At 40.3% G+C, this 23,112-nt stretch carries 19 protein-coding genes; 15 read left to right on the plus strand and 4 right to left on the minus strand.

All coding sequences use genetic code 11. The annotated features are described in order from the left end of the window. Nucleotides 1–28: 28 nt before the first annotated feature. The 9 genes from MHH58_RS05125 (at nt 29) to MHH58_RS05165 (ending at nt 6,327) form a co-directional block, all read left to right on the plus strand. The gene (locus MHH58_RS05125) at nt 29–418 is read left to right on the plus strand and encodes a hypothetical protein (protein WP_341345218.1); all 390 of its coding nucleotides are present in this window, start codon (nt 29–31) and stop codon (nt 416–418) included. A gap of 20 nt (nt 419–438) precedes the next feature. Then, nucleotides 439–1,008, plus strand: a complete 570-nt coding sequence (locus MHH58_RS05130) for a YdcF family protein (protein ID WP_341345219.1) — start codon at nt 439–441, stop codon at nt 1,006–1,008. A 92-nt stretch (nt 1,009–1,100) separates the two neighbouring features. Further along, nucleotides 1,101–1,451 carry a hypothetical protein gene (locus MHH58_RS05135; protein ID WP_341345220.1) on the plus strand — a complete coding sequence of 117 codons (351 nt, stop codon included), beginning with the start codon at nt 1,101–1,103 and terminating at the stop codon, nt 1,449–1,451. Nucleotides 1,452–1,572: 121 nt separating this feature from the next. Then, on the plus strand, nt 1,573–2,094 hold the full coding sequence (locus MHH58_RS05140; protein WP_341345221.1) for a YdcF family protein: 522 nt from the start codon (nt 1,573–1,575) through the stop codon (nt 2,092–2,094). 77 nt (nt 2,095–2,171) lie between these two features. Continuing rightward, nucleotides 2,172–2,840, plus strand: coding sequence for a hypothetical protein (locus MHH58_RS05145; protein WP_341345222.1), 669 nt, complete (start codon nt 2,172–2,174; stop codon nt 2,838–2,840). Nucleotides 2,841–2,972: 132 nt separating this feature from the next. Further along, the gene (locus MHH58_RS05150; RefSeq protein ID WP_135096398.1) at nt 2,973–3,236 is read left to right on the plus strand and encodes a zinc-ribbon domain-containing protein; all 264 of its coding nucleotides are present in this window, start codon (nt 2,973–2,975) and stop codon (nt 3,234–3,236) included. 110 nt (nt 3,237–3,346) lie between these two features. Further along, nucleotides 3,347–3,613 carry a zinc ribbon domain-containing protein gene (locus tag MHH58_RS05155; RefSeq protein WP_341345223.1) on the plus strand — a complete coding sequence of 89 codons (267 nt, stop codon included), beginning with the start codon at nt 3,347–3,349 and terminating at the stop codon, nt 3,611–3,613. Between the two features lie 423 nt (nt 3,614–4,036). After that, entirely contained in the window at nt 4,037–4,807 is a 771-nt protein-coding gene (locus MHH58_RS05160) for a zinc ribbon domain-containing protein (protein WP_341345224.1), read from the plus strand. Nucleotides 4,808–4,821: 14 nt separating this feature from the next. Further along, a complete protein-coding gene (locus MHH58_RS05165; RefSeq protein WP_341345225.1) occupies nt 4,822–6,327 on the plus strand; it encodes a TcaA second domain-containing protein in 1,506 nt (501 codons plus the stop codon). A 161-nt stretch (nt 6,328–6,488) separates the two neighbouring features. Here MHH58_RS05165 and MHH58_RS05170 read toward each other — a convergent pair whose 3' ends face one another. Beyond that, entirely contained in the window at nt 6,489–6,890 is a 402-nt protein-coding gene (locus MHH58_RS05170; protein WP_341346089.1) for an isochorismatase family protein, read from the minus strand. A gap of 130 nt (nt 6,891–7,020) precedes the next feature. Here MHH58_RS05170 and MHH58_RS05175 point away from each other — a divergent pair, with 130 nt between their 5' ends. Next, complete coding sequence (locus tag MHH58_RS05175) at nt 7,021–7,728, plus strand: tyrosine-protein phosphatase (protein ID WP_341345226.1); 708 nt, start codon at nt 7,021–7,023, stop codon at nt 7,726–7,728. 3 nt (nt 7,729–7,731) lie between these two features. On the opposite strand, the gene MHH58_RS05180 is transcribed toward MHH58_RS05175, so the two are convergent. Continuing rightward, nucleotides 7,732–8,337, minus strand: a complete 606-nt coding sequence (locus tag MHH58_RS05180; protein WP_341345227.1) for a pyridoxamine 5'-phosphate oxidase family protein — start codon at nt 8,335–8,337, stop codon at nt 7,732–7,734. 80 nt (nt 8,338–8,417) lie between these two features. Here MHH58_RS05180 and MHH58_RS05185 point away from each other — a divergent pair, with 80 nt between their 5' ends. Further along, entirely contained in the window at nt 8,418–8,615 is a 198-nt protein-coding gene (locus MHH58_RS05185) for a hypothetical protein (RefSeq protein ID WP_115884581.1), read from the plus strand. Between the two features lie 547 nt (nt 8,616–9,162). Here the strand turns inward: MHH58_RS05185 and MHH58_RS05190 are convergent. After that, nucleotides 9,163–10,635, minus strand: coding sequence for a M protein trans-acting positive regulator PRD domain-containing protein (locus MHH58_RS05190; RefSeq protein ID WP_341345228.1), 1,473 nt, complete (start codon nt 10,633–10,635; stop codon nt 9,163–9,165). Between the two features lie 172 nt (nt 10,636–10,807). On the opposite strand from MHH58_RS05190, the gene MHH58_RS05195 reads away from it, so the two are divergent. Further along, nucleotides 10,808–14,002 carry a YSIRK-type signal peptide-containing protein gene (locus tag MHH58_RS05195; protein WP_341345229.1) on the plus strand — a complete coding sequence of 1,065 codons (3,195 nt, stop codon included), beginning with the start codon at nt 10,808–10,810 and terminating at the stop codon, nt 14,000–14,002. A 69-nt stretch (nt 14,003–14,071) separates the two neighbouring features. Continuing rightward, nucleotides 14,072–18,445, plus strand: coding sequence for a putative Ig domain-containing protein (locus MHH58_RS05200; protein WP_341345230.1), 4,374 nt, complete (start codon nt 14,072–14,074; stop codon nt 18,443–18,445). A gap of 100 nt (nt 18,446–18,545) precedes the next feature. On the opposite strand, the gene MHH58_RS05205 is transcribed toward MHH58_RS05200, so the two are convergent. Continuing rightward, nucleotides 18,546–19,769, minus strand: coding sequence for a pyridoxal-phosphate-dependent aminotransferase family protein (locus MHH58_RS05205; protein ID WP_341345231.1), 1,224 nt, complete (start codon nt 19,767–19,769; stop codon nt 18,546–18,548). 226 nt (nt 19,770–19,995) lie between these two features. Between MHH58_RS05205 and MHH58_RS05210 the strand changes: the two genes are divergently transcribed. Then, nucleotides 19,996–21,234, plus strand: coding sequence for an MFS transporter (locus MHH58_RS05210; RefSeq protein WP_341345232.1), 1,239 nt, complete (start codon nt 19,996–19,998; stop codon nt 21,232–21,234). A 205-nt stretch (nt 21,235–21,439) separates the two neighbouring features. Next, complete coding sequence (locus MHH58_RS05215) at nt 21,440–23,062, plus strand: SLC13 family permease (protein ID WP_341345233.1); 1,623 nt, start codon at nt 21,440–21,442, stop codon at nt 23,060–23,062. Nucleotides 23,063–23,112 lie beyond the last annotated feature (50 nt).

The following is a 23,112-nucleotide window of genomic DNA, read 5'->3' on the forward strand; positions in this document are numbered from 1 at the left end:
TTAATGAATCAATTTGTGGAGGGCTCTCATGTATTACTTCAAAACCATTTTCTTCTTGTGTCTTTGTTCTTTTCTGTTACTTCTATCTGCCTGTGATAATGTTTCTACTACCCAGGCAACGAGCTCTAACCTTATCAACAAAGTCAATCTCGTAGAAGACCGCTGGGTTAATTATAAAGGTATTTCAGAAAACAACAAGGCAATGATGCAGTCGCAGTTCATTCCGTATAATCCAGAAAAAGACTATGAAGTCAGCCGTGATACTTATGTATCTTACTTCAATGGTGAAGAGTTTATTAAAACAGAGCTCTATGAAAATACTCCTGATATGCTTAGCATAGTTGAAGAGGCTGATGGTGTAATACTCAGCTTCAATAAAAGTAATAGAAACGGCATGCAGCTCGTTGAAATTGAATAATATCAAATGCGGAGGCACTCATGAATATTAAAATTGCAATTCCTTTACTTGTTATTCTTGCTCTTATATTTATAGCAATTTTAATAGAAAGCTTTATACCTGGAGAAGCGGATTCACCTGAAGACAGCGATGTGATTGTAATTCTCGGCGGCGGGGATCAGGGCCGTGTAGAGAAGGCTGCTGATTTATATCAGTCAGGCTATGCCTCTAAAGTGCTGATTACCCCAGCAGGCGACAGATATAATGCCGAAGAGCTTACATCTATCGTTCGCCATTACGGTGTTGAAGAGAAAGATGTGATCGTTGATACTGAATCTACCAGCACGTATTCAAATGCAGAGAGAACTATAGAGATTATGGACGATAATAATTTTGAGTCCGCAATGATTGTTACAAGTGATTACCATCTTAAACGGGCAAAACTAGCATTCGAACGGCTCAATGATAATGACAAGATCTTTAACTATATCTCCGCTTCAAATCTTGAAGGAAAAAAAGGACTCGACAGAGAAGATGCCTTTTCCCATTGGATTGGAGAGTTTATAAAAACATGGGGCTACCGCTTCGGCTTATATAATCTCTTTGGTTAACAGTTAGACAGGCAGCAATATTATGCTATTATTTAACTGTTACTTACTTTAAACAGAAAAGGGGAACATCAATGAAAACCAAATTGTCTTTTATGAGTTTACTAGTGGGAATTATGCTCTTATCAGCGTGCAGTGGCGGTTCAGATGATAATCTGATGGATATGGGATCGCTCACTGAAGGCAGCTGGATGGGCTACAATGGTGAAGCTGTTGAAAATGAAGAAATGATGACTACTGATTATATTGACTATGATCCATTTAATACTTATGAAATTAACCGTTCAAGCTACGTATCTTATTTTAACGGAGAAGATTTCATTGAAACGATTCAATACAGCGGAGAGCCGCCAATGACACTCGATACTGTAGAAGAAGCGGACCGTATTATGGTGAGTTTCAATCAGTACAATGAAGATTCTATTAATTTAACAACTGCAGAATAACAGCAAGCCGTGAGAGGATATCTCACGGTTTTTATTTACACTAATTTTACTTCGGTAAAACTGTATCTACATACTGGGCTGTTACACTGCAGGTAAGAATACAGATGAGGTGAGTACTGTTATGTCTTATGAAAATAAAACACTAATTGTCTACCTTGACGGCGATTACCGCCGCTTTAAAGCAGTCGCAGATCTCTACCAGAAATTTGATTGCGACAAAGCCCATATATTGATTACGTCATTTAATGATGGCAACGAACTCCGCGGTACGAAAGATCTTTTAAACTCCAGCTACGACTATATAGACGAACGTCATATCCTCACAGAATACTTCTCAACGACCACCTACAACAACGCAGTAGAAATTCAGCAGATACTATCCAGGTTAGATTACAGTCATGTCATCATTGTTACGAGCCAGTACCATATTTTCCGTACCAGAATAATCTTTAACAAGGTGTTTAACGGGAACAGGAACTTAAAATTTATAGGTGTTAATCATCAAACGACACTGCTCGAATATTCATCTGAAGCGGTGAAGTTAGTATTATATCTGCTGCGTAATTATAAATTCTTTACTAAAGACAAACTGCTTTATAATAAGAGCAGATACAGAAGAGTATCCCGCTTAAGATATCAGTAATAAAATCAGCAGGAGCATCAAATTTTAATCCCCTGTATGTTAAACTGTTAATAATGACATAAAGAATAGGGGATTACATGAAAAGCTATAAAGAAACTAAAGAAGAATTATTGAATCAGACAGACTATAGAAACTTTACATACAGAATGACCCGTCTGCCGGAGATGATTGAAGCACAGTCCAAAAAACTGGATGATATTTTAGCTCAATTCAAAGAAGAAGGTTTCAATCACTTATCTGTAGTGAAACTTTGCCGCGCTTTCGTCAGAATCGATTTAATCAGGTTATCGCTCATGCAAAGTACTCATGGCGTCCTGAGCGAAGATAAGAAAGTGCAGTATCCTTCAGAATTTGAAGTACTTGAAAGATTTACTCTGGAAAAAACTGATCAGGACTTTTATCCTTTAGATTTTCCTAAGGAACTTGAAGACAAGAACCAGGAAATCCGCGCTCAGCTGATTCAGCTGACGAAAGAACTCGAACCGCTGCTGCGTCTTGTGGAGCAGAACACAGGCGATATGAACGAGACACTTAAAGTTGTCATCAATCAGCTGCAGGCAAGCAACAACCATGTGCTCAGCAAGATTTACGATGATGTCTTCTATACGACGGTATTAGACTACAACATCGATAATGCCTTTGAAACAGCATGGAAAAACAATTTAATTCAGTCACCGCTGGTATCATTCTACTCGGTATTCACACTGTCATTTTACGATGATATGTTTAAAGATCAGCTGGTGTAATTTTAAATTTGCACCGTTCTTAATTTGTATTAGGGACGGTTTTTTTATTTTGATTGATTAATAAATGACTAATATACATCTAATTGGGTATTTATCTATTAGAAAATACTTTACTGAAAGTGAGTGATCCCGATGGTGACATGTCAAAATTGCGGTGAAGAAGTACTGGAAGGCACAAGAGTCTGTCCAACATGCGGAGAGTTCATCCGCGAAGATGAGAATTTCACAGATACCAACGGTCTGATTCAGGAAAGAGCACCTGAAGAGGAGTTCTTAAACGGTCCCGGCAAAGATAATAAGATGGAAGATATGCCGGAAGAGAATTATCCTGAAGACGAGTTAAATAAACAGCAGAAAAAAGAACGCAGTGATTTCGGCCGTGCGGATGAAGACTGAATGATACTTCCCGGTAATGCCGGGAAGTTTTTTTCTTACTCTGAAATGACTAGATATCTTTGATAAGGGTATTCGTCTGAGAGAATATAAACTGAAAAGAGGTTTACATTATGGATGCATGTCAAAATTGCGGTGCGAAACTCGCCGAAGAAACCGCTATTTGTCCGAATTGCGGGGCTTATACTTACGGCGGAGAACAAGCCGAAGATGTCGAAGACAGAATAGAGAACGTAGCAGTGGAAGAAGAAATTCTGGACGGTCCTGTGTCGTTCAATGAACCGATAGAAAATCTTCCTGATGAAACATATCTGGATGACGAAGTGGACGAACTGGAACTTGAAGCGGAACGCAGAAAGTTCGGCAAGTCGACTGAATAGAAAAATCTCAGGATAATCCTAAATTAATAAAAGCAGAGGTGTAAACTCATTAACGTTTACACCTCTGCTTTTTAATTATCGCTCAATCATATTTCTTTTATTTTGATGATTAATCAAATTAATATCTTTGTTTGTTGGAATATCATTTACCGCACTCACTCTGTTGTCTGACAGGGGCAAGATGAAATTTCTTGTGATTTGAAGCTATAATACTTCTAAACATAATACCATCTCATGTATATAAATTAATCTCAATATATGAACTTTATATATTCTTTAAAGAACTACCTGTATAATATTGGCGAAAATAGTTAAATGTATGTTCTTTTTATCTGGTTTATAAGAATAAATTTTCTGATAAGTTATTGTTATAAAAGCAATGATTGTTATAATTAATGTAAATAAGGAAAAGGAGGAAAATTTATGCAATGTCCAAATTGTAAAATGCAGATTTTTGAAGGTGACCGTTTCTGCGGAGAGTGCGGAACAGATGTTTCAAAAATCACAGACAACGAGCCTGACAACGGTCATATTAAGATGGTGTCTGATACAAATCAGCAGGCACAAGCAGGTACTTCAGTACCTAACAGCAATACATATTTTAAAACGGTTTTATCTTTTATTAAAAATTCTTTTTTAAGACCGGGAAGAATGATAGGAGCTGACAAAATTTACGCTCCATCTGTTACATCTGGGACGGTTGGTATGGCAGCAGTAATTGTCAGTCTGCTCTTCTTTATTATGGGGCGGTCGCTGGCAGGTCCTTACACGTCAGTGCCATTCTCTGTACTGTTTAGAATTTTCTTCGTGCTGGCAGTATTAATTGCGATATATTACGGGGTCACCATGCTCATGAATGTTTTATTGTTGAAAAATGCGAAGAGCTGGCAGCAGATTCTGCATGACCTTTCTGTTTCGACAACGATTGTACTCGGCCTGTTTGTAGTGGCAATTGCCTTTTCAGCAATTACACTGGTGGAAATCGGTATGCTTTTCTGGGTAGTTGGATCACTGTTATTTATTACAGCACCGATTTATATCTTCTTGAAGTACGCACAGAATCATAATGTGAAGTTTGACAGTTATTACTCACTAATTATTTATTTTATTATTAATGCAATTATTTATTATATTTTAGTCCGTATTGCAATTGCACAATCTCTGTATTATATGGAAGATTTATTTATGTTTTAAATTAGGAGGAGCCAATGAAATTTTGTAAGAATTGCGGACATGAAATTCGCGATAACGCTAAAGTGTGCACTCACTGCGGTACTCCTGTAGCCGCACAAGACGTTGATAAGAAAGAGCAGCCGGCTTATGTTACGTCACAGACAGCTTCAGATGATGCTGCGCGCGAACCTATGAATCCGAAGAAAAAGAAAAAGTTAATTACGATTATCAGCATTGCAGCAGCAGTGATTATTGCTCTGTTTATAATTTATAAAGTACTTGAAAATATGGCATCTCCGGACGCTGCACTCGATGATATCAGTGACGCTGTAACAAGTGAAGACACAGAGTCATTTCAAAACGCAGTCAACACCGATATATCAGAAGAAGAAGCACTGGCTTACTTTGCTTATGTAGACAGTGAAATCGGCATGTCTCAATATCAGGATATGGTTAATGAACAAAAGACGTATCTCAGTGACGGTGTGTCCGGCAATGACATTCATGACGGGCTACATACGCTGCTGTCGATTGAACAAAACGACTCTAAATATTTATTCTTCGATGATTATCAGTTTAGTATCCCGAAATCCAATGTATATGTTGAAGAAAGCGGCGGGCTGGATACTTTTAACTACGAATTTAATGGGGAAACTGTATCGTGGGATACTAGCGACAGTAAGTTTAACGAACTGATTCCGGGTAAATATAATTTTGAAGGTGCCGGAATTATTAATGAATCAGAAGAATATAACGCATCAGTTCAAGTAAATTTTGCAGAGTCCTATGATAGAGTAGAAGGTATTTTGAATGCAGATCTTTATAACGTAGAACTGATTGTACCTGCACTTTCTTTCTACGGTTTGGATATCAGCAGCGAAGATATTTCATTGACTTTGAACGGCGAACCGTTCGCAGAAGATGAAGAACTCGATTCATATCCGCAAATCGGTCCATTTAAATATAATGAGGAATACGTAATAGAAGGAACAGTCGAATACGGCGGTGAAACTTTTAACATGGACAGCGTAACGCTTAATATAAATGAAGATAGTGACGAACTGTTTTCCGATTATGACGAATCTATTCCTTACTATACGCTTGAAGTGAAATTTGACGAAGAAGCAATGTATGACCAGCGGGATAAAGTATCTGAACAGGAACAGATTGAAGAAAACCGGGAATCGTTTGAAGAAGATATGGAATCAAATGCTGAAAATCTGGTCAGAGATTACTTAAATGCTCTGGAGTTTATGTACATGTTTGATGATATCGGTGAGGTTGAACCATATATTGCTGAAGGTTCCGATATCCTGGATATTCTGGAAGGCAACCTTGACAGCGATTCATTTGGAAATATGGATATACAGCGGGTATCGTTCAGCAACTACAGCAAAGACGGCAACTCGATTGTAATTGATGCGGAAACACGCAGAATGCATGATGATATTGATGATCCCGTGACTTACTCTACACGCTATAATATTGAATATGACCCGGAGACACTTGAATTGAAAATTACAAGTTTCAGCGATTTATAATTAACATCTTTAAAACAAGAGCTCCCTTTAAAGGGGGCTTTTTTTATCTATTTAATTATTAAACAGTAAATAGAAGTTAAATGGAAGGGGAAAATTTCCAGCTTATCCGTGTACAAAAAAGCCATCCCGAGTATTTTCGGACTGTCTTTAAATATATTACCTTATTTCAAAAAATCTTCTGATGATGTGTTTTCTGCATAAATACCATTTAAAGCTGCAATGAGTGAGTAGTGAACCTGTTCTGCCGGCACATCATGTCCTTTATAAAACAGGTCAAGTGTAGCACACGCATCTTCAATTACTGTCGTTTCAAATCTTAAATCTACCGCAGTTCTGGCTGTCGCATCGATACACATATGTGTCGTCATGCCGATGACAATTATTTTTGTGACACCTTTGTCTCTTAATTTACTTTCGAGATCAGTACTAAGTAAGCTGTTTGGGAAGTTTTTAACAATCACAGTCTCTTCTTCTTTTGGAGGTATTGATTCATGAATGTCTGCGCCTTCTGTTTCAGGCAGGAAGAAGCCTAAAGAAGGATCTGCAGAGATGTGTTGAATAATTAAGTGAAAATCAAATCCTGTTAAAGAATGATATAGATTTGTAAGAGATTTTTTAAATCAAAACGGATATTTTTATCTAAACACTAATCCGCGGTATAATAAAGATGACTACAGTGAATGGAGAGATTTAATGATAGATATTCATAATCACTTATTAATCAACGTAGACGATGGTCCGAAGTCTGAAGAAGAAACTCTGGATTTACTCAAACAGGCGGTGGACGAAGGCATTACAGATATTATCTGTACGCCGCATCATCACAGCGGTGCGTATAATACACCTGCAGATATTGTACGAGAAAAACTTACTGGAGTACAAAATATTATCGATAAACACCAGCTTCCCATCAAAGTGCACCCGGGTCAGGAAATCCGAATCAATGATGATTTGATTGATGAGCTCCGAACCGGAGAGGCACTGACACTGGCCGGCAGCAAATATATTCTTATCGAGTTTTCCTTTACGGAACTGCGCGAAGATGTGGATGAAGTTTTTACAGCCCTTCGGGAGCTCGGTCTTACTCCAATTATTGCTCATCCCGAACGCTGCCGTCCGCTCGTTAAAAATGAGCAAATTTTAGCGCGCTTAATTGAAGAGGGAGCGCTGGCCCAGGTTACTGCAGCTTCCGTATGCGGAGAATTCGGCAGCGGTCTGCAGGAGAACTCACTTGAACTGATACGAAAAGGCCTGATTCAACTTGTGGCAAGTGATGCGCACCATGCAGAATACCGGCCGTTTATGTCTAAAGAGGCATTTGAAATTATTGAAAACGAACTTGGTGAGTCCTATGTTGAGAAGATGAAACAGACTGCAGCAGATGTACTGCATAATCAATAGTAATTATTCCCGCTCTTTTTTACTTTGTTTCACTTTAAAATAGTCGCCGCCTTTTTTCTTAGTATCGTCGGTTCCCCAGTCAGTTAGATTTTTCGTATCGACGAGCTTAGGAATATGTTTTGAACAGTGGATGTAAGCTTCATGCACTGTCGTCACAACCCAGCGTTCTGTCCGGTTTTCGTGCTGCTCAAAAAGAGCCGTCCTGGCGTCTTCATCCGGAATAATTGTATGTAGTTCATCGTTTTCAATAATTTCAGCTGCACCGTTAACGTGCAGGCCGATCAGGTCTTCAAAGAAATCGATAAACAAAAGGCCGATATGCGGATTCTCGGTAATATTTCCAAGCGATGCCATGACGCCGTTGCCCCGGTATTCGGGGTACATGAGACGTTTATCGTCTATAATATAAACGAAACCCGGTTCACCAGCTTTAAAGGTCGAATCACAGTTGCCGCCGGCATCGCTTGTCGCCATGAACAAAAACTGCTGGGCTTTCACAAACTCCTGCATTTCCGTATTTAAATAGTCAATCATCTGATTGTTGTAAAAAGCATCCGCACGGCGTTCTGTGCCGTGCATTTCCTGTAAATTACGTTCACCCTGTGACATAATATCACTCCTTAATACGCTCAATTTTAACATTTTTAAAGTTATAAAATACGGGTATAGTTTACAAAGAGGTGAAGGAAATGAAACAAATTATTACGATTCATTATATCGGCGGATCGACGATGGAAGTAAACAAGACAGAAGCGGTAAATGAATTGCTTGGATTAATCGATGGTACTTTTGAAGATAATCAGTTTGTGAAACTTCCGAATCGGAGCGGCGGAGAAGTTTATGTTAATTTAAGTCTGGTAACTTCTTTAGAAGTGCGGAGTATATAAAAAAGTAAAAAGGCCTGGGAATCTTGATTTTAAGATTTCCAGGCCTTTTTTTGTGCTGAAGTAGATGAAGGACGGTTTCTCGAGTGTTAATGCAGGCTCCGTCCCTCTAGGATTTGTATGACAGGATCTCATGTGTATCCGGAATCTTTAGGGTTTGCATGACAGAATCTCATGTGTATCCGGACTCTTCAGGGTTTGCATGACAGGATTTCATGTGTATTCGGGCCCTTTAGGGTTTCCATGACAGGATTTCATGTGTGTCCGGATCCTTTAGGGTTTCAATGACAGAATCTCATGTGTATCCGGACCCTATAGGGCTTGCATGACAGAATCTCATGTGTATCTGGATCCTTTAGGGTTTCCATGACAGGATTTCATGTGTATCCGGACTCTTCAGGGATTGGATGACAGGATTTCATGTGTGTCCGAATCCTTTAGGGTTTCAATGACAGAATCTCATGTGTATCCGGCTTTATTTTGTAGACAATAACAATCCATTTTTTTCATTTTTCTGGTGAAAGGCTACAAAAAATGACAGACATCATCCTCACTCATCAGAAACTGACATCAAATTCTCCATAATAGTGAGCATGTTAGCTCTGGTTGGAATGTTTTCTACACAAATAATTCGCGAGTGAGAGTTATCCTCAATCGGGAAATTGCTGATGATAAGGTCGTAATTATTATTGCTAAGCGCTTCCTTAATCACTTTAAGGTCGGTTCCAATCGTAATTTCAAGCTGTTCGGAAAACTCAAAATCGATGACGGATCTCATCATCGTGGCGTGTTTTATATCATTACTGCTGACAAGCAGTACAGAAGCTTTCTTCTGCTGGGCTTTCAGAGAAACAAATAAATCATCCCAGTGTGTCATGAAGGTATAAATCATATGGTTGAGCAAGATTTTATCGTTTCTTTCATAAATATCGACAATGTAATCAGTCATATAATGATACATATCATTATAAAAATCAGGATAAAGTTCTTTCGCAGCCTGTACGAATTTTCTCTTTTTATCATTTAAAATGAAGTTCGTATACAGCTCGCTTCTGCCTAAAAATAAAGTGTTATGCACACCCATAATCATGTCGTCGCGGTTGGGGATTGGCAATTCATATTTTTTAGACAGTGCATTTATCATCTCCAGCAACCTGAAGTATGAATGGGTAATAACCGGGCTTTGGTTCGCTTTTTTGATAAAATCCTCATTGGTAAAAGGCACATTTGCCTGTAAAAATACTGCGAATGTTTCAGATAATGTTTCTTCGGTAATTTTAATATCTAATGCATCTTCAAGCGCGGTCAAATCAAATGTCCGTGCAGCTTCATCTATAATTTCATACTTTCCGGTTTCAACATCTTCGTTTAAGAAATAATTATTTTTATAGCGCAAGAGTCCAATTATACCAACATATTTTACATACCTTAAGAAGGAGAAATCAACGTCGATTCCGATCAGATCAATAAGAGATTCGACTAAATCATCCATCAGTTTTTCGCTGACGATATCTTCAAAAGGCCAGTCAAAAACACTGTATTTCTCAGAGAAAAACGTGACGTAAAAGGCACGGATATCCTCTTCATTACCCGACACTCTGCACGGGTTTGTCTTCAATTCCACAGTAAAATTTTCTTTTAAAACATCTTCGATCTTTCGGAACTGCCGGTAAATAGTCGACGTACTGACATACATAGATTCAGCAAGTTCTTCCAAATGCAGTGTTTCATTAAAAAACATTTCTTCCAGTAATTTATAGGAGAAATTGTGATTAATCAAATGCTGCGTGACAGACTCAACTCCGGTATTCTGGTGAAATTCCATTTTCACTTTATCCTGCAGCAGCGTAATGGTAAGAATATCGGACAAATTATCCATCTCAGCGATATCCTCTTTTAAATTTCGGACCGAAGTTTGGAGCTCGGCCGCCAGATCTTCAATGGGCATATAATCATTTTTTTGATAAAGCAGCTCAATCATATATAATTTTCTATTTTCAATTTTTGATAATAATCGTCTCATAATCTTGCCTCCAAATGCATTATAAAATGTACCCCGTTTTGTCAAGTATAAACATTTATTGACGCTAAAGTGAATTGAAGCGGCGCTTTATAAATTGATATTCTAGTTTTACAGTAAATGTATAAAGCCTTTCAACTTTATCACTTACGGAAAACTATAGGGGGAACAAAAATTGAAATACAAGAAAAACCGTAATGAGCAATACCTTAATAATAAAGTGAACAAGTACTCAATACGTAAATTAAAAGCCGGCGCGGCAGCAGTTATGATTGGGTCTTTTTTATTTTTTGGTGTCAGTGAATTAAGTGAAGCGGCAGAAGTAGAAACAGCTGAAGATGAAGTTGTGGACGAGGAAGCAGCAGTTTCCGAAGAAGCAGCAGAAACACTGGATGAAACAGAGGTAGAAACTGAACCTGATGAAGAACCGCCTGCCGAGACAAGTGAAACTATGACAGAAGAAGCGGTTGAACCAGCAGAAGAAACTCCAATCGAAGACGACAGCACGATTGAAATCGAAGAGGCTGAACTTGCAAATGATAAAATCAATGCAAAACAAACGATAGATCAGCTTGTGAATTTAACAAACGATGTTAAATCCTCTTATAAAATTCAAATCGAAATGGCAGCAGACTCTGCAACAGTATACTCTATAGCAGCATCAGCACAAAACGAAAATATGCAGGCAGCGCAGGGTGAAGCGGAAGAAGCAGCACAAACTGAAGCGGAGAAAACAGCCGAAGAAACGGTTGAAGAAGTACCCGAAGAAGCGCCACAAGCTGAAGCAGAGGAACCAACTCAAGAAGAATGCGAAGAAATAATTCAGGAGAAGCCTGAAGAAACAGACTCCAAAGCAGAGAAGAAAGAAGAAGAAACGGTTGAAGAAGAACCGGAAGAAGTACCTCAAGCTGAAGCAGAGGAGCCAGCTCAAGAGAAGTCTAAAGAAGTAAACCAAGAGAAGGCGGAAGTAACAGACTCGAAATCAGAAACAGCAGTGCAAGGTGAACCTGAAAAACAAAGTGTTGCAAATAGTAAAGCTGTTTCAAAAATCGTCAGTGAGCCTGCTAAATTCGAAGCAAAGATTGCAGCGAGCTTTGATGAGAGCAGTAATTTAAAAGAGTTAGAAGATAGTGTGTCTAAAACACTTGAAGAAGAATTTGAAATTGATAATCCATCAGAATTATTAAAAGATTTAAATGTCCAGCTCGATGAGATTACAGCTGAAGAATTAACTTATTTACTTCTGAAGACCGCGTCTGAATCAAATAACATGTACGAGGTAAAAGCTAAAGAAGAAGATATTTTAACTTCTGAAGAAACAATGTATGTCAATAAAAAACAACTGCGCACTTTAAGTGCACTGTATGATATTCCGATGACGACACTCATGGCAACAAGCATCGAAACTGACAGCGGCTACACATTCCCCGCTGATTCAAAATATGCCTACCTGCTCAGAGATTTAAAATATGACGCATCAGTTGTTGATGAAGATACAGGATTAAGATATGCAGGTTTAAACCAGGTCACAAATGTCCATAGTGATTCAAATCAAATTGACTTACAGCTGACTAAGTGGTTGGCGTTAGCAGGTGACTTTAGAAACGGAGGAAGAGTGAATTTATCCTTTTCACAGCCTGATTTCTATAACAATATTGAAAGTATCACTTTAAGCGGTGTTACGATGACAGCAAATCCAGAGCAGTCAAACTGGAGTACTGCAGTTTCACCAAGTTCTGTCAAATCTGGATCAATTGGTTCGGTTACTAACCATCCTGTCATAATCACTTTACGGGACGGCCAGACAATGCAGTCGCTCGGATTTGATGATGATCATCCGGTATATGTTCTCCACACTTGGACGACAAATACAGGAGAGGTTGCCCAGGAAAGTATAGATAATTCATTTATCAGAACAACTGTGAAAACAGATTCAGAAAACAGTATTAAGACAAACTTCACTGCAGGTAAAGTCAGAAATACTATGACTTATAATGAAGCTGATAATGCAATTCGTTCTGTCCATACTTTTAAACCGGATGAAAACTTTTTACAGACTAATTATGACTGGGTTGTTTACATCAAAGAACAAATCCCTCAGGGATTATTACCCTATATCGATACAAATAATATTCAATTGTTTGTTTCTGATAACGATGGTAATAAAATCTCTGAAAACAGGGTTGTTAATGTATCCATTGATGAAAATGGACTTGTAGATACAAGCAGAGTACCTTCCTTGTCATTGATAAACAACGCAGACAATATTGCACATTTTGATGCAGTTAGAGGGAACCTAGATCGCAATGTATTTTTTGGCACTTTAGGACAATCCAGAAGCTTTACTTTGTCTTATGGCCTGAAGGATGGAGTAACACTTGAAAAGATCGCTGCTGACCTTAACGAAAAGACAGATGATGCAAGACTGGATTTCTATTCATGGATGGAAGAAGATTATTTAGACTCTGGCCGTGTATTATCAAGCAGAACTGACAATGGTGCAGCTACTCGGCCGCTGGAAGGATCTTTTGCAACTTCCTATTTAGATTTTTATGATTATGACAATGACGGTATTCCGGATATTACAGAGGATAATCCTACAGAAGAGGATATCATTACACAGGATGTTACTGTTGAATTTATTAACGGGCCGTCCCAGACGGTTCACCTTACACCTGTGAATACAGAAGGTGAACGTGGTACTACAATTATCGTTCCTGCAGGTGAGGCGATTACCAATGTAAAAGTTGAACAAATTGGTACAGATAAGAACTTGATTGATTATACATTTGAAGCAAGCTTAAATGGCCCTGAAAATCTGTCTGCAGCAGCTGATGTTTCGAGATTGCCTAAAATGGATGACTATGTAAGAAGTTATAATTTTAATACTGATACTGTAACATTTACGTATGATCCAATCCCGGAACTGGTAAATGGTGACAAATCAACTGCTGATAAAATCAATTACAATGCTGAAGCTACTTTAGCTGCGAGGGAGACGGATTACTCAGGAAACCATCTCGTGTCAACACCTGGAAACTTTATGATTCAGCACTTTACAAATCCCGAAGGATCGAGATTATCTTACAGAATACCGATTGCTGTAAAAAATGATATCAAAAGCTTTGTAGCGACATTCACTCCGGATCTGGGTCCTGAAGGTGTTAATGATGCAGATTGGTCTTTATCTGACATTAAATGGGCCTTAAGAACTTCCTCCGACAACCCTAACGGCAGGTATCATATGGGTGACTTCGGTGCATCAATGGGATATGCCACATCAGTTTTACCTGAAGGCTATAATGTTTCTATTGTAGATAATCAGTTAATAATCACTGCCGATAAAATGGAGGAAAATACTGGATTTTAGCTGGAATTCAATGTCCCGGTACCTTCACAAGTTTCTGAGGACGGCAGGACGCTTACATCAAAACAAGTCATGGCTAATAACACCAGATTTACTCTCTCCGGAGTAATAACCGGTGACATTGTTAAAGATACTGATGTATATGAAGCTGAATCAAATCAAATTGTTAAAGAATTTGGACAAAGTGTCACTGAAAATGAGATTTTGAACCAGGTTACAGTACCGAACTATAATGAAGACGAAAACTATACAGTAAGCGTGAACGACTTAGATAATCTGCCTGATGGTCAAGTTGCTGGAGATTATTCTGTCTCAGTAACAGTCACATACCCTGACGGATCAACAGATACTTTGGATGTGCCTGTGACAATTTTACCGGATAATATTGGTCCGGCAATAGAATCTGCCGATATAGAGGGTACAGAAGGACAAGCAATTACGCCACAGCCTGTAACTGTTACAGATAACTCAAATGAATCAATTGTGCCTGTTGTTACAGGTTTACCTGACGGATTAACTTATAATTCAGAAACAGGTAATATTGAAGGAACAATTGAACCGAATGTTATAGAATGGCTGCCAGCACAGGAAAGTGCAGAATTTACAGTTGTAATAACAGCGGAAGATAGTACTGGAAATGGGGCAGAGCAGCAAATTAAAGTAACAGTTCAAAGAGATACTGATGGCGACGGGGAACCTGATGTGATTGACTCCGATGATGATAACGACGGCTTTACTGATGAAGAGGAAATCGCAGCGGGTACAGATCCGAAAGATCCAACTGATCAGCCGGACGTGACTAATCCAGGCATTACACCAATTGATGATCAGACAATTGTCGAAGGCACTCCGGTCACTCCAATCGTTATTGAAGTGGATGAACCTGTAACAATCGATGTGTCAGAATTACCAAATGGTGTAGTCTTTAATCCAGATACAAACGAAATTACAGGGACACCTGTAGTTGATTGGGATGGTAATGAGGAAATACGCGATATCGAAATTGTCATTACTGTAACAGACGAATCCGGCAATACCTCGACTGAAACTGTAGTAATCTCTGTCCAAAGAGATACAGACGGCGACGGGGATCCAGATGTGACGGATTCAGACGACGATAATGACGGCTTCACAGATGAAGAGGAAATCACAGCGGGTACGGATCCAAAAGACCCGACAGATTATCCAGATGTGACTAATCCAGTCATCACTCCAATTGACGACCAGACAATTATCGAAGGTAATCCAATCACGCCAATTTTAGTTGAGGTGGATGAACTGTCAACAATTACTGTGGAAGATTTACCTGAAGGTGTAGTCTTCAATCCTGATACTAATGAAATAACAGGTACACCTGTCGTTGAATGGGATGGCAATGAAGAAGTTAAAGACTTTGAAATTGTCATTAAAGCGACAGATGAATCAGGAAATGAGTCGACTGAAACTGTAGTAATCTCTGTCCAAAGAGATACAGACGGCGACGGGGATCCAGATGTGACGGATTCAGACGACGATAATGACGGCTTCACAGATGAAGAGGAAATCACAGCGGGTACGGATCCAAAAGACCCGACAGATTATCCAGATGTGACTAATCCAGTCATCACTCCAATTGACGACCAGACAATTATCGAAGGCAATCCAATCGTGCCAATCGTGATTGACGTGGATGAGCCAGTAACAATCGACGTGTCAGAATTACCAGAAGGTCTTGTCTTTAACCCAGACACAAACGAAATTACAGGGACACCTGTAGTTGATTGGGATGAAAATGAAGAAGCTAAAGATTTTGAAATTGTCATTAAAGCGACAGATGAATCAGGTAACTCATCAACTGAAACAGTCATTATCACCGTCCAAAGAGATACTGACGGCGACGGTAATCCGGATGTGACGGACCCAGACGACGATAACGATGGCTTTACTGATGAAGAAGAAATCGCAGCGGGCACAGATCCGAAAGATCCAACTGATTATCCAGATACCGTTAATCCTGGTATTACACCAATCGATGACCAGTCAGTTATTGAAAGAGATCCAATCACACCAATTTTGATTGAAGTGGATGAACCCTCAACAATTACTGTGGATGGTTTACCTGAAGGTATAACATTTAACCGAGACACAAACGAAATTACAGGTACGCCTGTCGTTGAATGGAACGGTGATGAAGAAATTAGAGACTTCGAAGTTACGATTACTGCAACAGATGAATCTGACAACACATCAACTGAAACAGTAATTATCACTGTACAAAGAGACACAGACGGCGACGGAGACCCAGACGTGATTGACTCTGATGATGATAACGACGGCTTCCCTGATGAAGAAGAAATCGCAGCGGGTACAGATCCGAAAGATCCAACTGATTATCCAGATAACGTTAATCCTAGTATTACACCAATCGATGACCAGACAGTTGTCGAAGGCAATCCTATCGCACCAATTGTGATTGAAGTAGATGAGCCTGTGACAATCGATGTGTCAGAATTACCAAATGGTGTAGTCTTTAATCCAGATACAAACGAAATTACAGGGACACCTGTAGTTGATTGGGATGGTAATGAGGAAATACGCGATATCGAAATTGTCATTACTGTAACAGACGAATCCGGCAATACCTCGACTGAAACTGTAGTAATCTCTGTCCAAAGAGATACTGATGGCGATGGTGATCCAGACGTGATTGACTCTGATGATGATAACGACGGCTTCCCTGATGAAGAAGAAATCGCAGCAGGGATAGATCCAAAAGATCCAACTGATCAGCCGGATGTGACTAATCCAGGCATTACTCCAATCGATGACCAGACAATTGTCGAAGGGAATTCAATATCGCCTATCGTGATTGAGGTGGATGAACCGTCAACAATTACTGTGGAAGGTTTACCTGAAGGTGTAACGTTTAACCCAGATACAAACTCAATTACCGGTACACCAGTAATTGAGTGGGAAGGCGATGAAGAAACTAGAGACTTCGAAGTTACTGTTACTGCAACAGATGACTCTGGTAACACATCGACTGAAACAGTAATAATCTCTGTCCAAAGAGACACAGATGGCGATGGTAACCCGGATGTGACTGACCCAGACGATGATAACGACGGCTTCACAGATGAAGAAGAAATCACAGCGGGTACGAATCCGAAAGACCCGTCTGATTATCCAGATGGCACAGCACCAGTCATCACTCCAATCGATAATCAGACAATTGTCGAAGGGAACCCAATCGCATCAATCGTGATTGAGGTGGATGAGGCTGTAACAATCGATGTGCCAGATTTACCAGAAGGTCTTGTTTTCAACCCGGACACAAATGAAATTACCGGTACACCAATAATTGATTGGGAAGGTAATGAAGAAGTACGCGATATCGAAATTGTCATTACTGTAACAGACGAATCTGGCAATACTTCGACTGAAACTGTAGTGGTCTCTGTCCAAAGAGATATTGACGGCGACGGTGATCCGGATGTGACGGATCCAGACGATGATAATGATGGTTTCACTGATGAAGAAGAAATTGCGGCAGGGACAGATCCGAAAGATCCAACTAATCAGCCGGACGTGACTAATCCACTGATTACACCAATCGAGGACCAGACAATTGTCGAAGGCACTCCAATCACTCCAATCGTGATTGAAGCGGATGAGCCTGTAACAGTTGACGTGTCAGAGTTACCAGATGGTATAGTCTTCCATCCAGACACAAACGAAATTACCGGTACACCAATAATTGATTGGGATCGTAATGAAGAAATACACGATATCGAAATTGTTATTACTGTAACAGATAACTCCGGCAACACTACGACTGAAACTGTAGTAATCTCTGTGCAAAGAGACACTGACGGCGATGGGGACCCGGATGTGACGGATCCAGACGACGATAATGACGGTTTCACCGATGAACAGGAGATAGCAGCGGGTACGGATCCAAAAGACAGCAATTACTATCCAGAGTCAGAGGACAATGATTCCGATGCAGGTACAATTATTAATCAGGACGATAATCATATCGATTCTCCAGCAGTTAATCCTGTCGGTACTGATAATCATGCGGTTACCGGTCATGGAGATCCTGGTGAAACGATTATCGTGACCCTGCCGAGCGGCGAGAATTTACAAACTACTGTAAATGATCAAGGGGATTGGATGGTTTATCTTCCTGATAAAGTACAACTCCACGCAGGTGATATCATTACTGCCGTTGCGGTTGATGCTGATGGAGCTACTTCTATCAGAAGTTCTGTAATCGTAGGCGAGAAACAGCAAATCACCGGTACGGGTATGAATGCTCAGGATGATAGTACAGCAGAAAAACTGCCTGATACAGGTGAAGCAAATTCTAATACAACAAGGATATTTGGTTCGTTCTTCCTTGCTTTAGGTTCATTGCTCCTCTTTAAAAGAAGAAAAAGAAAAGACGAAGAAGAAACAGAATAAGTAAAATTCAGGCCTGGAATTCATTAAATTCCAGGCCCTTTTTATATTGTTTTCATTAACCTCATAAAAATATCCGGCTGTTAATAGCCGGATTTTTAAATTATAGTGAATTGTTATCGTAAAAGTCTGTCATCGCTTTTAGTCCAGCGGCAGGGTCAATATTGTCTGCGCCTTTCGACTGTAAAAACACACCGAATGTAGTAATGAAGTTCAGTAGATTCTGTTTTTCAGCAACGTATCCCATACTTCCGATGCGCCAGATTTTACCTGCAGCCGCACCGAAGGTGCCGGCAATTTCAATACCGAAGCGTGATAGCAACTCAGCACGGAATTCCGCATCATTAATTCCTTCCGGTATTTTAACGCAGACGACCATCTGCATCTCATGTTCTTCATCACCGAACAGCTCAAGACCGAGTGCTTTGACTCCTTCTTTCATCGCTTTGTGGTGATAGCTGTGACGGCGGGCGCGTGCTTCCACACCTTCAGCTGTTGCAAGCTTCAGTCCCTCATACAGCCCGTAAACGTTCACTGTGGCTTCTGTATGGTGGTTTAAGCGGCGTTCGCCCCAGTAGTCCTGCAGCTGAGTTAAATCCAGGTAATTGCTCGTAATAAAATGAGATGTCGATTCGTCGCTCTCTGTACGGATACCTTTCTCTACGCGTTTCCGCTTATTGATCTCATCGCTGAAACGTTCATTAAAGGTAATCGGAGTAATTCCCGACGGCACAGACAGACATTTCTGTGCACCGCCGATTACAGCGTCGAGAGCCCATTCATCAACCGGGATATCCTGTCCCATATAAGTCGCTACTGCATCAACTACAGTAAAGACGCCGCGTTCTTTTGCTGCATGACCAATTTTCTCAATCGGCTGCAGGCGGCCGGAGGAGGTTTCTCCGTGAATAACTGCTAGTACTTTAGGTTTTACTTCATCCATTTTTTCAATAATATCATCCTCAGGGATTACTTCTCCCATCGGCGCTTCGATTGTGTGAACGACACCGCCGGCCCGTTCAACAAGTTCAGTAACCAGGTAGCCGAAACGGCCGATTATCGGAACCAGCACTTTGTCGCCCGGTTCAACAATACTGGCAATTACAGCCTCGATGCCGGCACGGCTCGTGCCGTCTATTGGAAATGACCATTTATTTTCAGTTTTAAAGGATTTCCGGATTAGTTCCATAGTTTCATTCATTATGCCCGTGAATTCCGGATCGAATTGTCCAAGAATGGAATTGCTCATAGCCTGGGATACTCTCGGATCCACCGCAACGGGTCCAGGTGTCATGATTAGTCTTTTGTTTATTTGTAAACTTGCCATTATGCGCATCATCCTTCGTCTTTTTATTTTTTTGTACTGTTAATAATATAATTATTAACGCAATTATACAAATATTTTATAAAACTTATTTTTACAACAGTTTTTTTGTGATGTTTTGCACAATAACGATGAAAATTTTATCTACTATAGATAAAGTAATATTGGGAGCGGTGCTGTAAAATATAAAGTGATCATAATATAAAACTATTATAAAAGGAGATTAACCATGGAAAACAAAAAACTTTCCAACAGCTACTGGATAAAAATTGTCGCCGTTTTCACACTCGGATGGATTGCGATTTATGCAACGCGTACAATTTTAAATCCAATTATGACCAATATTCAGTCTGAATTTGCCATTAACGCAACCCAGCTCGGCCTTCTGAGCAGTCTGTTCTTCTTAGGATATACTGTAACACAGATTCCTTCAGGCTACCTCGGAGATAAATTCGGAAGAAAAAAAATGATTATCCCTGCCTTTATCGGCTTTGGTATTCTTGCAATTGTTTCAGGACAGATGGTTACATTCTACATGTTCCTGATGATGTGGTTCCTGACTGGTACTTTCCAGGGTGTATTCTACGGACCGCAGTACGGATTATCATCTGAAGCGATTCCGCAAAAACGCCTGACACTCGGCAGTGCCATTATTAACAGTGGTATGGCTATCGGTATGTCAGCCGGGTACTGGATTTCCAGTATTACCGTTCAGGAAATGGACATGTCATGGCGCACACCGTTCTGGATTATGGGTGTTATCGTAATTGTTATCGGTATTATTATGTGGATTATGGTGAAGGAGCACCCGCCGGGTTATCAGGCGCCAACGAGCGAAAGCGGTGCGCCAGCGAAACTGAAAGTATCGGAACTGTTCAAAAACAGAAACCTTATACTGGCTTTTATCACTATATTCTGTTCAATCTACGGTTTCTTCGTAATTCTGACCTGGCTGCCGTACTACCTTGAAACAGCACGCGGCATCAGCGGCTCAAGCGTTGCTTTCGTGTCATCATTAGTACCATGGGCATCAATTCCTGGTATGCTGTTCTTCGGCTGGCTGTCAGACAAATTAGGCAAACAGCGTCCAGTACTATTGGTAATGGTTCCGCTGGCTTTCTTATCGACAATATCTATCGTACTCTTCGATCAGATGTGGGTACTCTATGTATCACTCATCGTTTACGGTATCGCTGGTAAGTTAAGTACAAACCCTGTACTGATTGCCGTTGTTGCCAATAACGCGCCGCGTGTCGGTCTTGCAACATCATTCGGTATTTATAACTTTATCGGAATGTCGGCATCAATTTTAGCACCGTACATTACCGGTTTCATTACAGACGTTACAGGAAACTTAGATATGGGCTTCTACCTTGCGGGCGCCCTACTTGTAGTCGGTATTATTGCGGTATTCCTGCTGGATGAATCAGGTTATAAAAGAGTAGAGCATGTAGAGAAAGTAAATTAATATTATTTAGTAAGGTACTCCCCGGAGCTCGTATGAGCTTCGGGGAGTTTTTATATAAGGAAATGAATTATTCGCTCAATTCTTACTATAAGCGCTTACATGATTCTATTAATAAGATAAAGTTATCAGTTAACATTAAATTTATATAGATTTATCTGAATATTTATGATAAATTCATATCATGTTTATTTTAGGGGGGATTTTTGTGAGCGATTCCAAGGATAGAGGAGTTGTCCAAAAAAGTTATGATAACCTTTGGAGTGAATCCAAAAGGACAAAGTCATTACTCAAGTTTTTTAGTACTAAAGATTTAAGGAATGCAGCTACCGGTGCGCCTTCGCCTGAAGAGCACAGGAAAGCATATAGTAAAGCTCAATTAATCGGTTTGATTTTAGGGCCGCTGCTTTTTGTTTTGGCTCTGCTGTTTTTAAAATCCGATTCGCTGGACAGCTCGGGTATTTTCGTTGTCGCCGCAGCACTGTGGATAGCAACATGGTGGGTGACGGAGGCGATTCCGATTCCTGCCACATCACTGCTGCCTCTGTTTCTCTTCCCGATGGGCGGAGTAATGTCCAATCAGGAAACAGCAAGTTTTTACGGAGATGACATAGTATTCTTATTCTTAGGCGGTTTCTTACTCGCCGTAGCTATGGAAAAATGGAACTTACATACCCGTATCGCTTTATCGATTATCAAAGCAATCGGTACAACGACAGCGACAATTTTATTAGGGTTCATGATTTCAACTGCGCTCTTGTCAATGTTCGTATCGAACACGGCAGCGGTTATGATTATGATTCCAATCGGTCTTGCAATTATTAAAGAAGCGCATTCTTTATCGACACCGGAACTCGGGGGCGATGTTAAATTATTTGAAAAAGCACTCGTTCTCGGCATCGGTTATGCTGGTACAATCGGCGGACTCGGTACTTTAATCGGAACACCGCCATTGATTATACTGGCAGGGCAAATGAGACAGATCTTTGATGTTGAATTAAACTTTGCCCAGTGGATGCTCGTCGGTATACCTGTAGTCATCGTAATGCTCGCGATTGCTTGGGCTTATATGAATTACTTCGCCTTTAAACACAGCATGAAAGAACTGCCGGGCGGACGTAAGATTATTACAGATGAGCTCGACAAGCTTGGCAGAATGACAAGAGAAGAAGTATGGGTGCTGGTAATATTCATTCTGGCAGCAGCTTTATGGATTATGCGCGGCTTCTTCTTCGATCAGTTCGCGTTTACAGAAATGCTCGGTGACGGATCCATTGCGATGTTCGCTGCTGTGCTTCTGTTCTTGATTCCATCGAAGAAACAAAACGGGCGTGTTCTCGACTGGGGTGTCGCAAAAGACTTGCCTTGGGGCGTACTGCTTCTGTTCGGAGGCGGGCTTGCTCTCGCAGGAGCAATCGTGGCTACAGGCGTAGATGCCTGGATTGGTGAAATGCTCGCAGGTGTAGGCGGCATGCCGTTGATTCTGATGATTGCTATCGTGGCAATTTTAATACTGTTCTTAACAGAGTTCACATCAAATACAGCAACAGCAACGATGATTTTACCTGTACTTGCAGGACTTGCGATTGCTCTTGATGTTCATCCGCTTGCTTTAATGATTCCGGCAGCAATGGCTGCAAACTGTGCTTTCATGTTGCCTGTCGGAACACCGCCGAATGCGATTGTCTTTGGAACAAATAAGGTAAGTATCGCAGAAATGGTTAAAACAGGGTTCTGGCTGAATGTCATTGCTTCAGTTATCATTATCGTTGTGGTTTATCTGTGGGTGCCGGTCGTTTACGGTATCGACCTGCATGTATTCCCGTTCTAACAGTTTAATAAATAAAATAAATGAGTCCCCTGCAAAAAGGCTGGGGACTC

This window comes from Jeotgalicoccus sp. FSL K6-3177, from assembly GCF_038050175.1.
In the GTDB taxonomy this organism is placed as follows: Bacteria; Bacillota; Bacilli; order Staphylococcales; family Salinicoccaceae; genus Jeotgalicoccus; species Jeotgalicoccus nanhaiensis.

Excerpts from the sequence above, each read along its gene's own strand:
- MHH58_RS05125 (WP_341345218.1), top strand. The coding sequence starts at position 29 with ATGTATTACTTCAAAACCATTTTCTTCTTGTGTCTTTGTTCTTTTCTG.
- MHH58_RS05130 (WP_341345219.1), top strand. The coding sequence starts at position 439 with ATGAATATTAAAATTGCAATTCCTTTACTTGTTATTCTTGCTCTTATA.
- MHH58_RS05135 (WP_341345220.1), top strand. The coding sequence starts at position 1,101 with ATGAGTTTACTAGTGGGAATTATGCTCTTATCAGCGTGCAGTGGCGGT.
- MHH58_RS05140 (WP_341345221.1), top strand. The coding sequence starts at position 1,573 with ATGTCTTATGAAAATAAAACACTAATTGTCTACCTTGACGGCGATTAC.
- MHH58_RS05145 (WP_341345222.1), top strand. The coding sequence starts at position 2,172 with ATGAAAAGCTATAAAGAAACTAAAGAAGAATTATTGAATCAGACAGAC.
- MHH58_RS05150 (WP_135096398.1), top strand. The coding sequence starts at position 2,973 with ATGGTGACATGTCAAAATTGCGGTGAAGAAGTACTGGAAGGCACAAGA.
- MHH58_RS05155 (WP_341345223.1), top strand. The coding sequence starts at position 3,347 with ATGGATGCATGTCAAAATTGCGGTGCGAAACTCGCCGAAGAAACCGCT.
- MHH58_RS05160 (WP_341345224.1), top strand. The coding sequence starts at position 4,037 with ATGCAATGTCCAAATTGTAAAATGCAGATTTTTGAAGGTGACCGTTTC.
- MHH58_RS05165 (WP_341345225.1), top strand. The coding sequence starts at position 4,822 with ATGAAATTTTGTAAGAATTGCGGACATGAAATTCGCGATAACGCTAAA.
- MHH58_RS05175 (WP_341345226.1), top strand. The coding sequence starts at position 7,021 with ATGATAGATATTCATAATCACTTATTAATCAACGTAGACGATGGTCCG.
- MHH58_RS05180 (WP_341345227.1), bottom strand. The coding sequence starts at position 8,337 with ATGTCACAGGGTGAACGTAATTTACAGGAAATGCACGGCACAGAACGC.
- MHH58_RS05185 (WP_115884581.1), top strand. The coding sequence starts at position 8,418 with ATGAAACAAATTATTACGATTCATTATATCGGCGGATCGACGATGGAA.
- MHH58_RS05190 (WP_341345228.1), bottom strand. The coding sequence starts at position 10,635 with ATGAGACGATTATTATCAAAAATTGAAAATAGAAAATTATATATGATT.
- MHH58_RS05200 (WP_341345230.1), top strand. The coding sequence starts at position 14,072 with ATGGCTAATAACACCAGATTTACTCTCTCCGGAGTAATAACCGGTGAC.
- MHH58_RS05205 (WP_341345231.1), bottom strand. The coding sequence starts at position 19,769 with ATGGCAAGTTTACAAATAAACAAAAGACTAATCATGACACCTGGACCC.
- MHH58_RS05210 (WP_341345232.1), top strand. The coding sequence starts at position 19,996 with ATGGAAAACAAAAAACTTTCCAACAGCTACTGGATAAAAATTGTCGCC.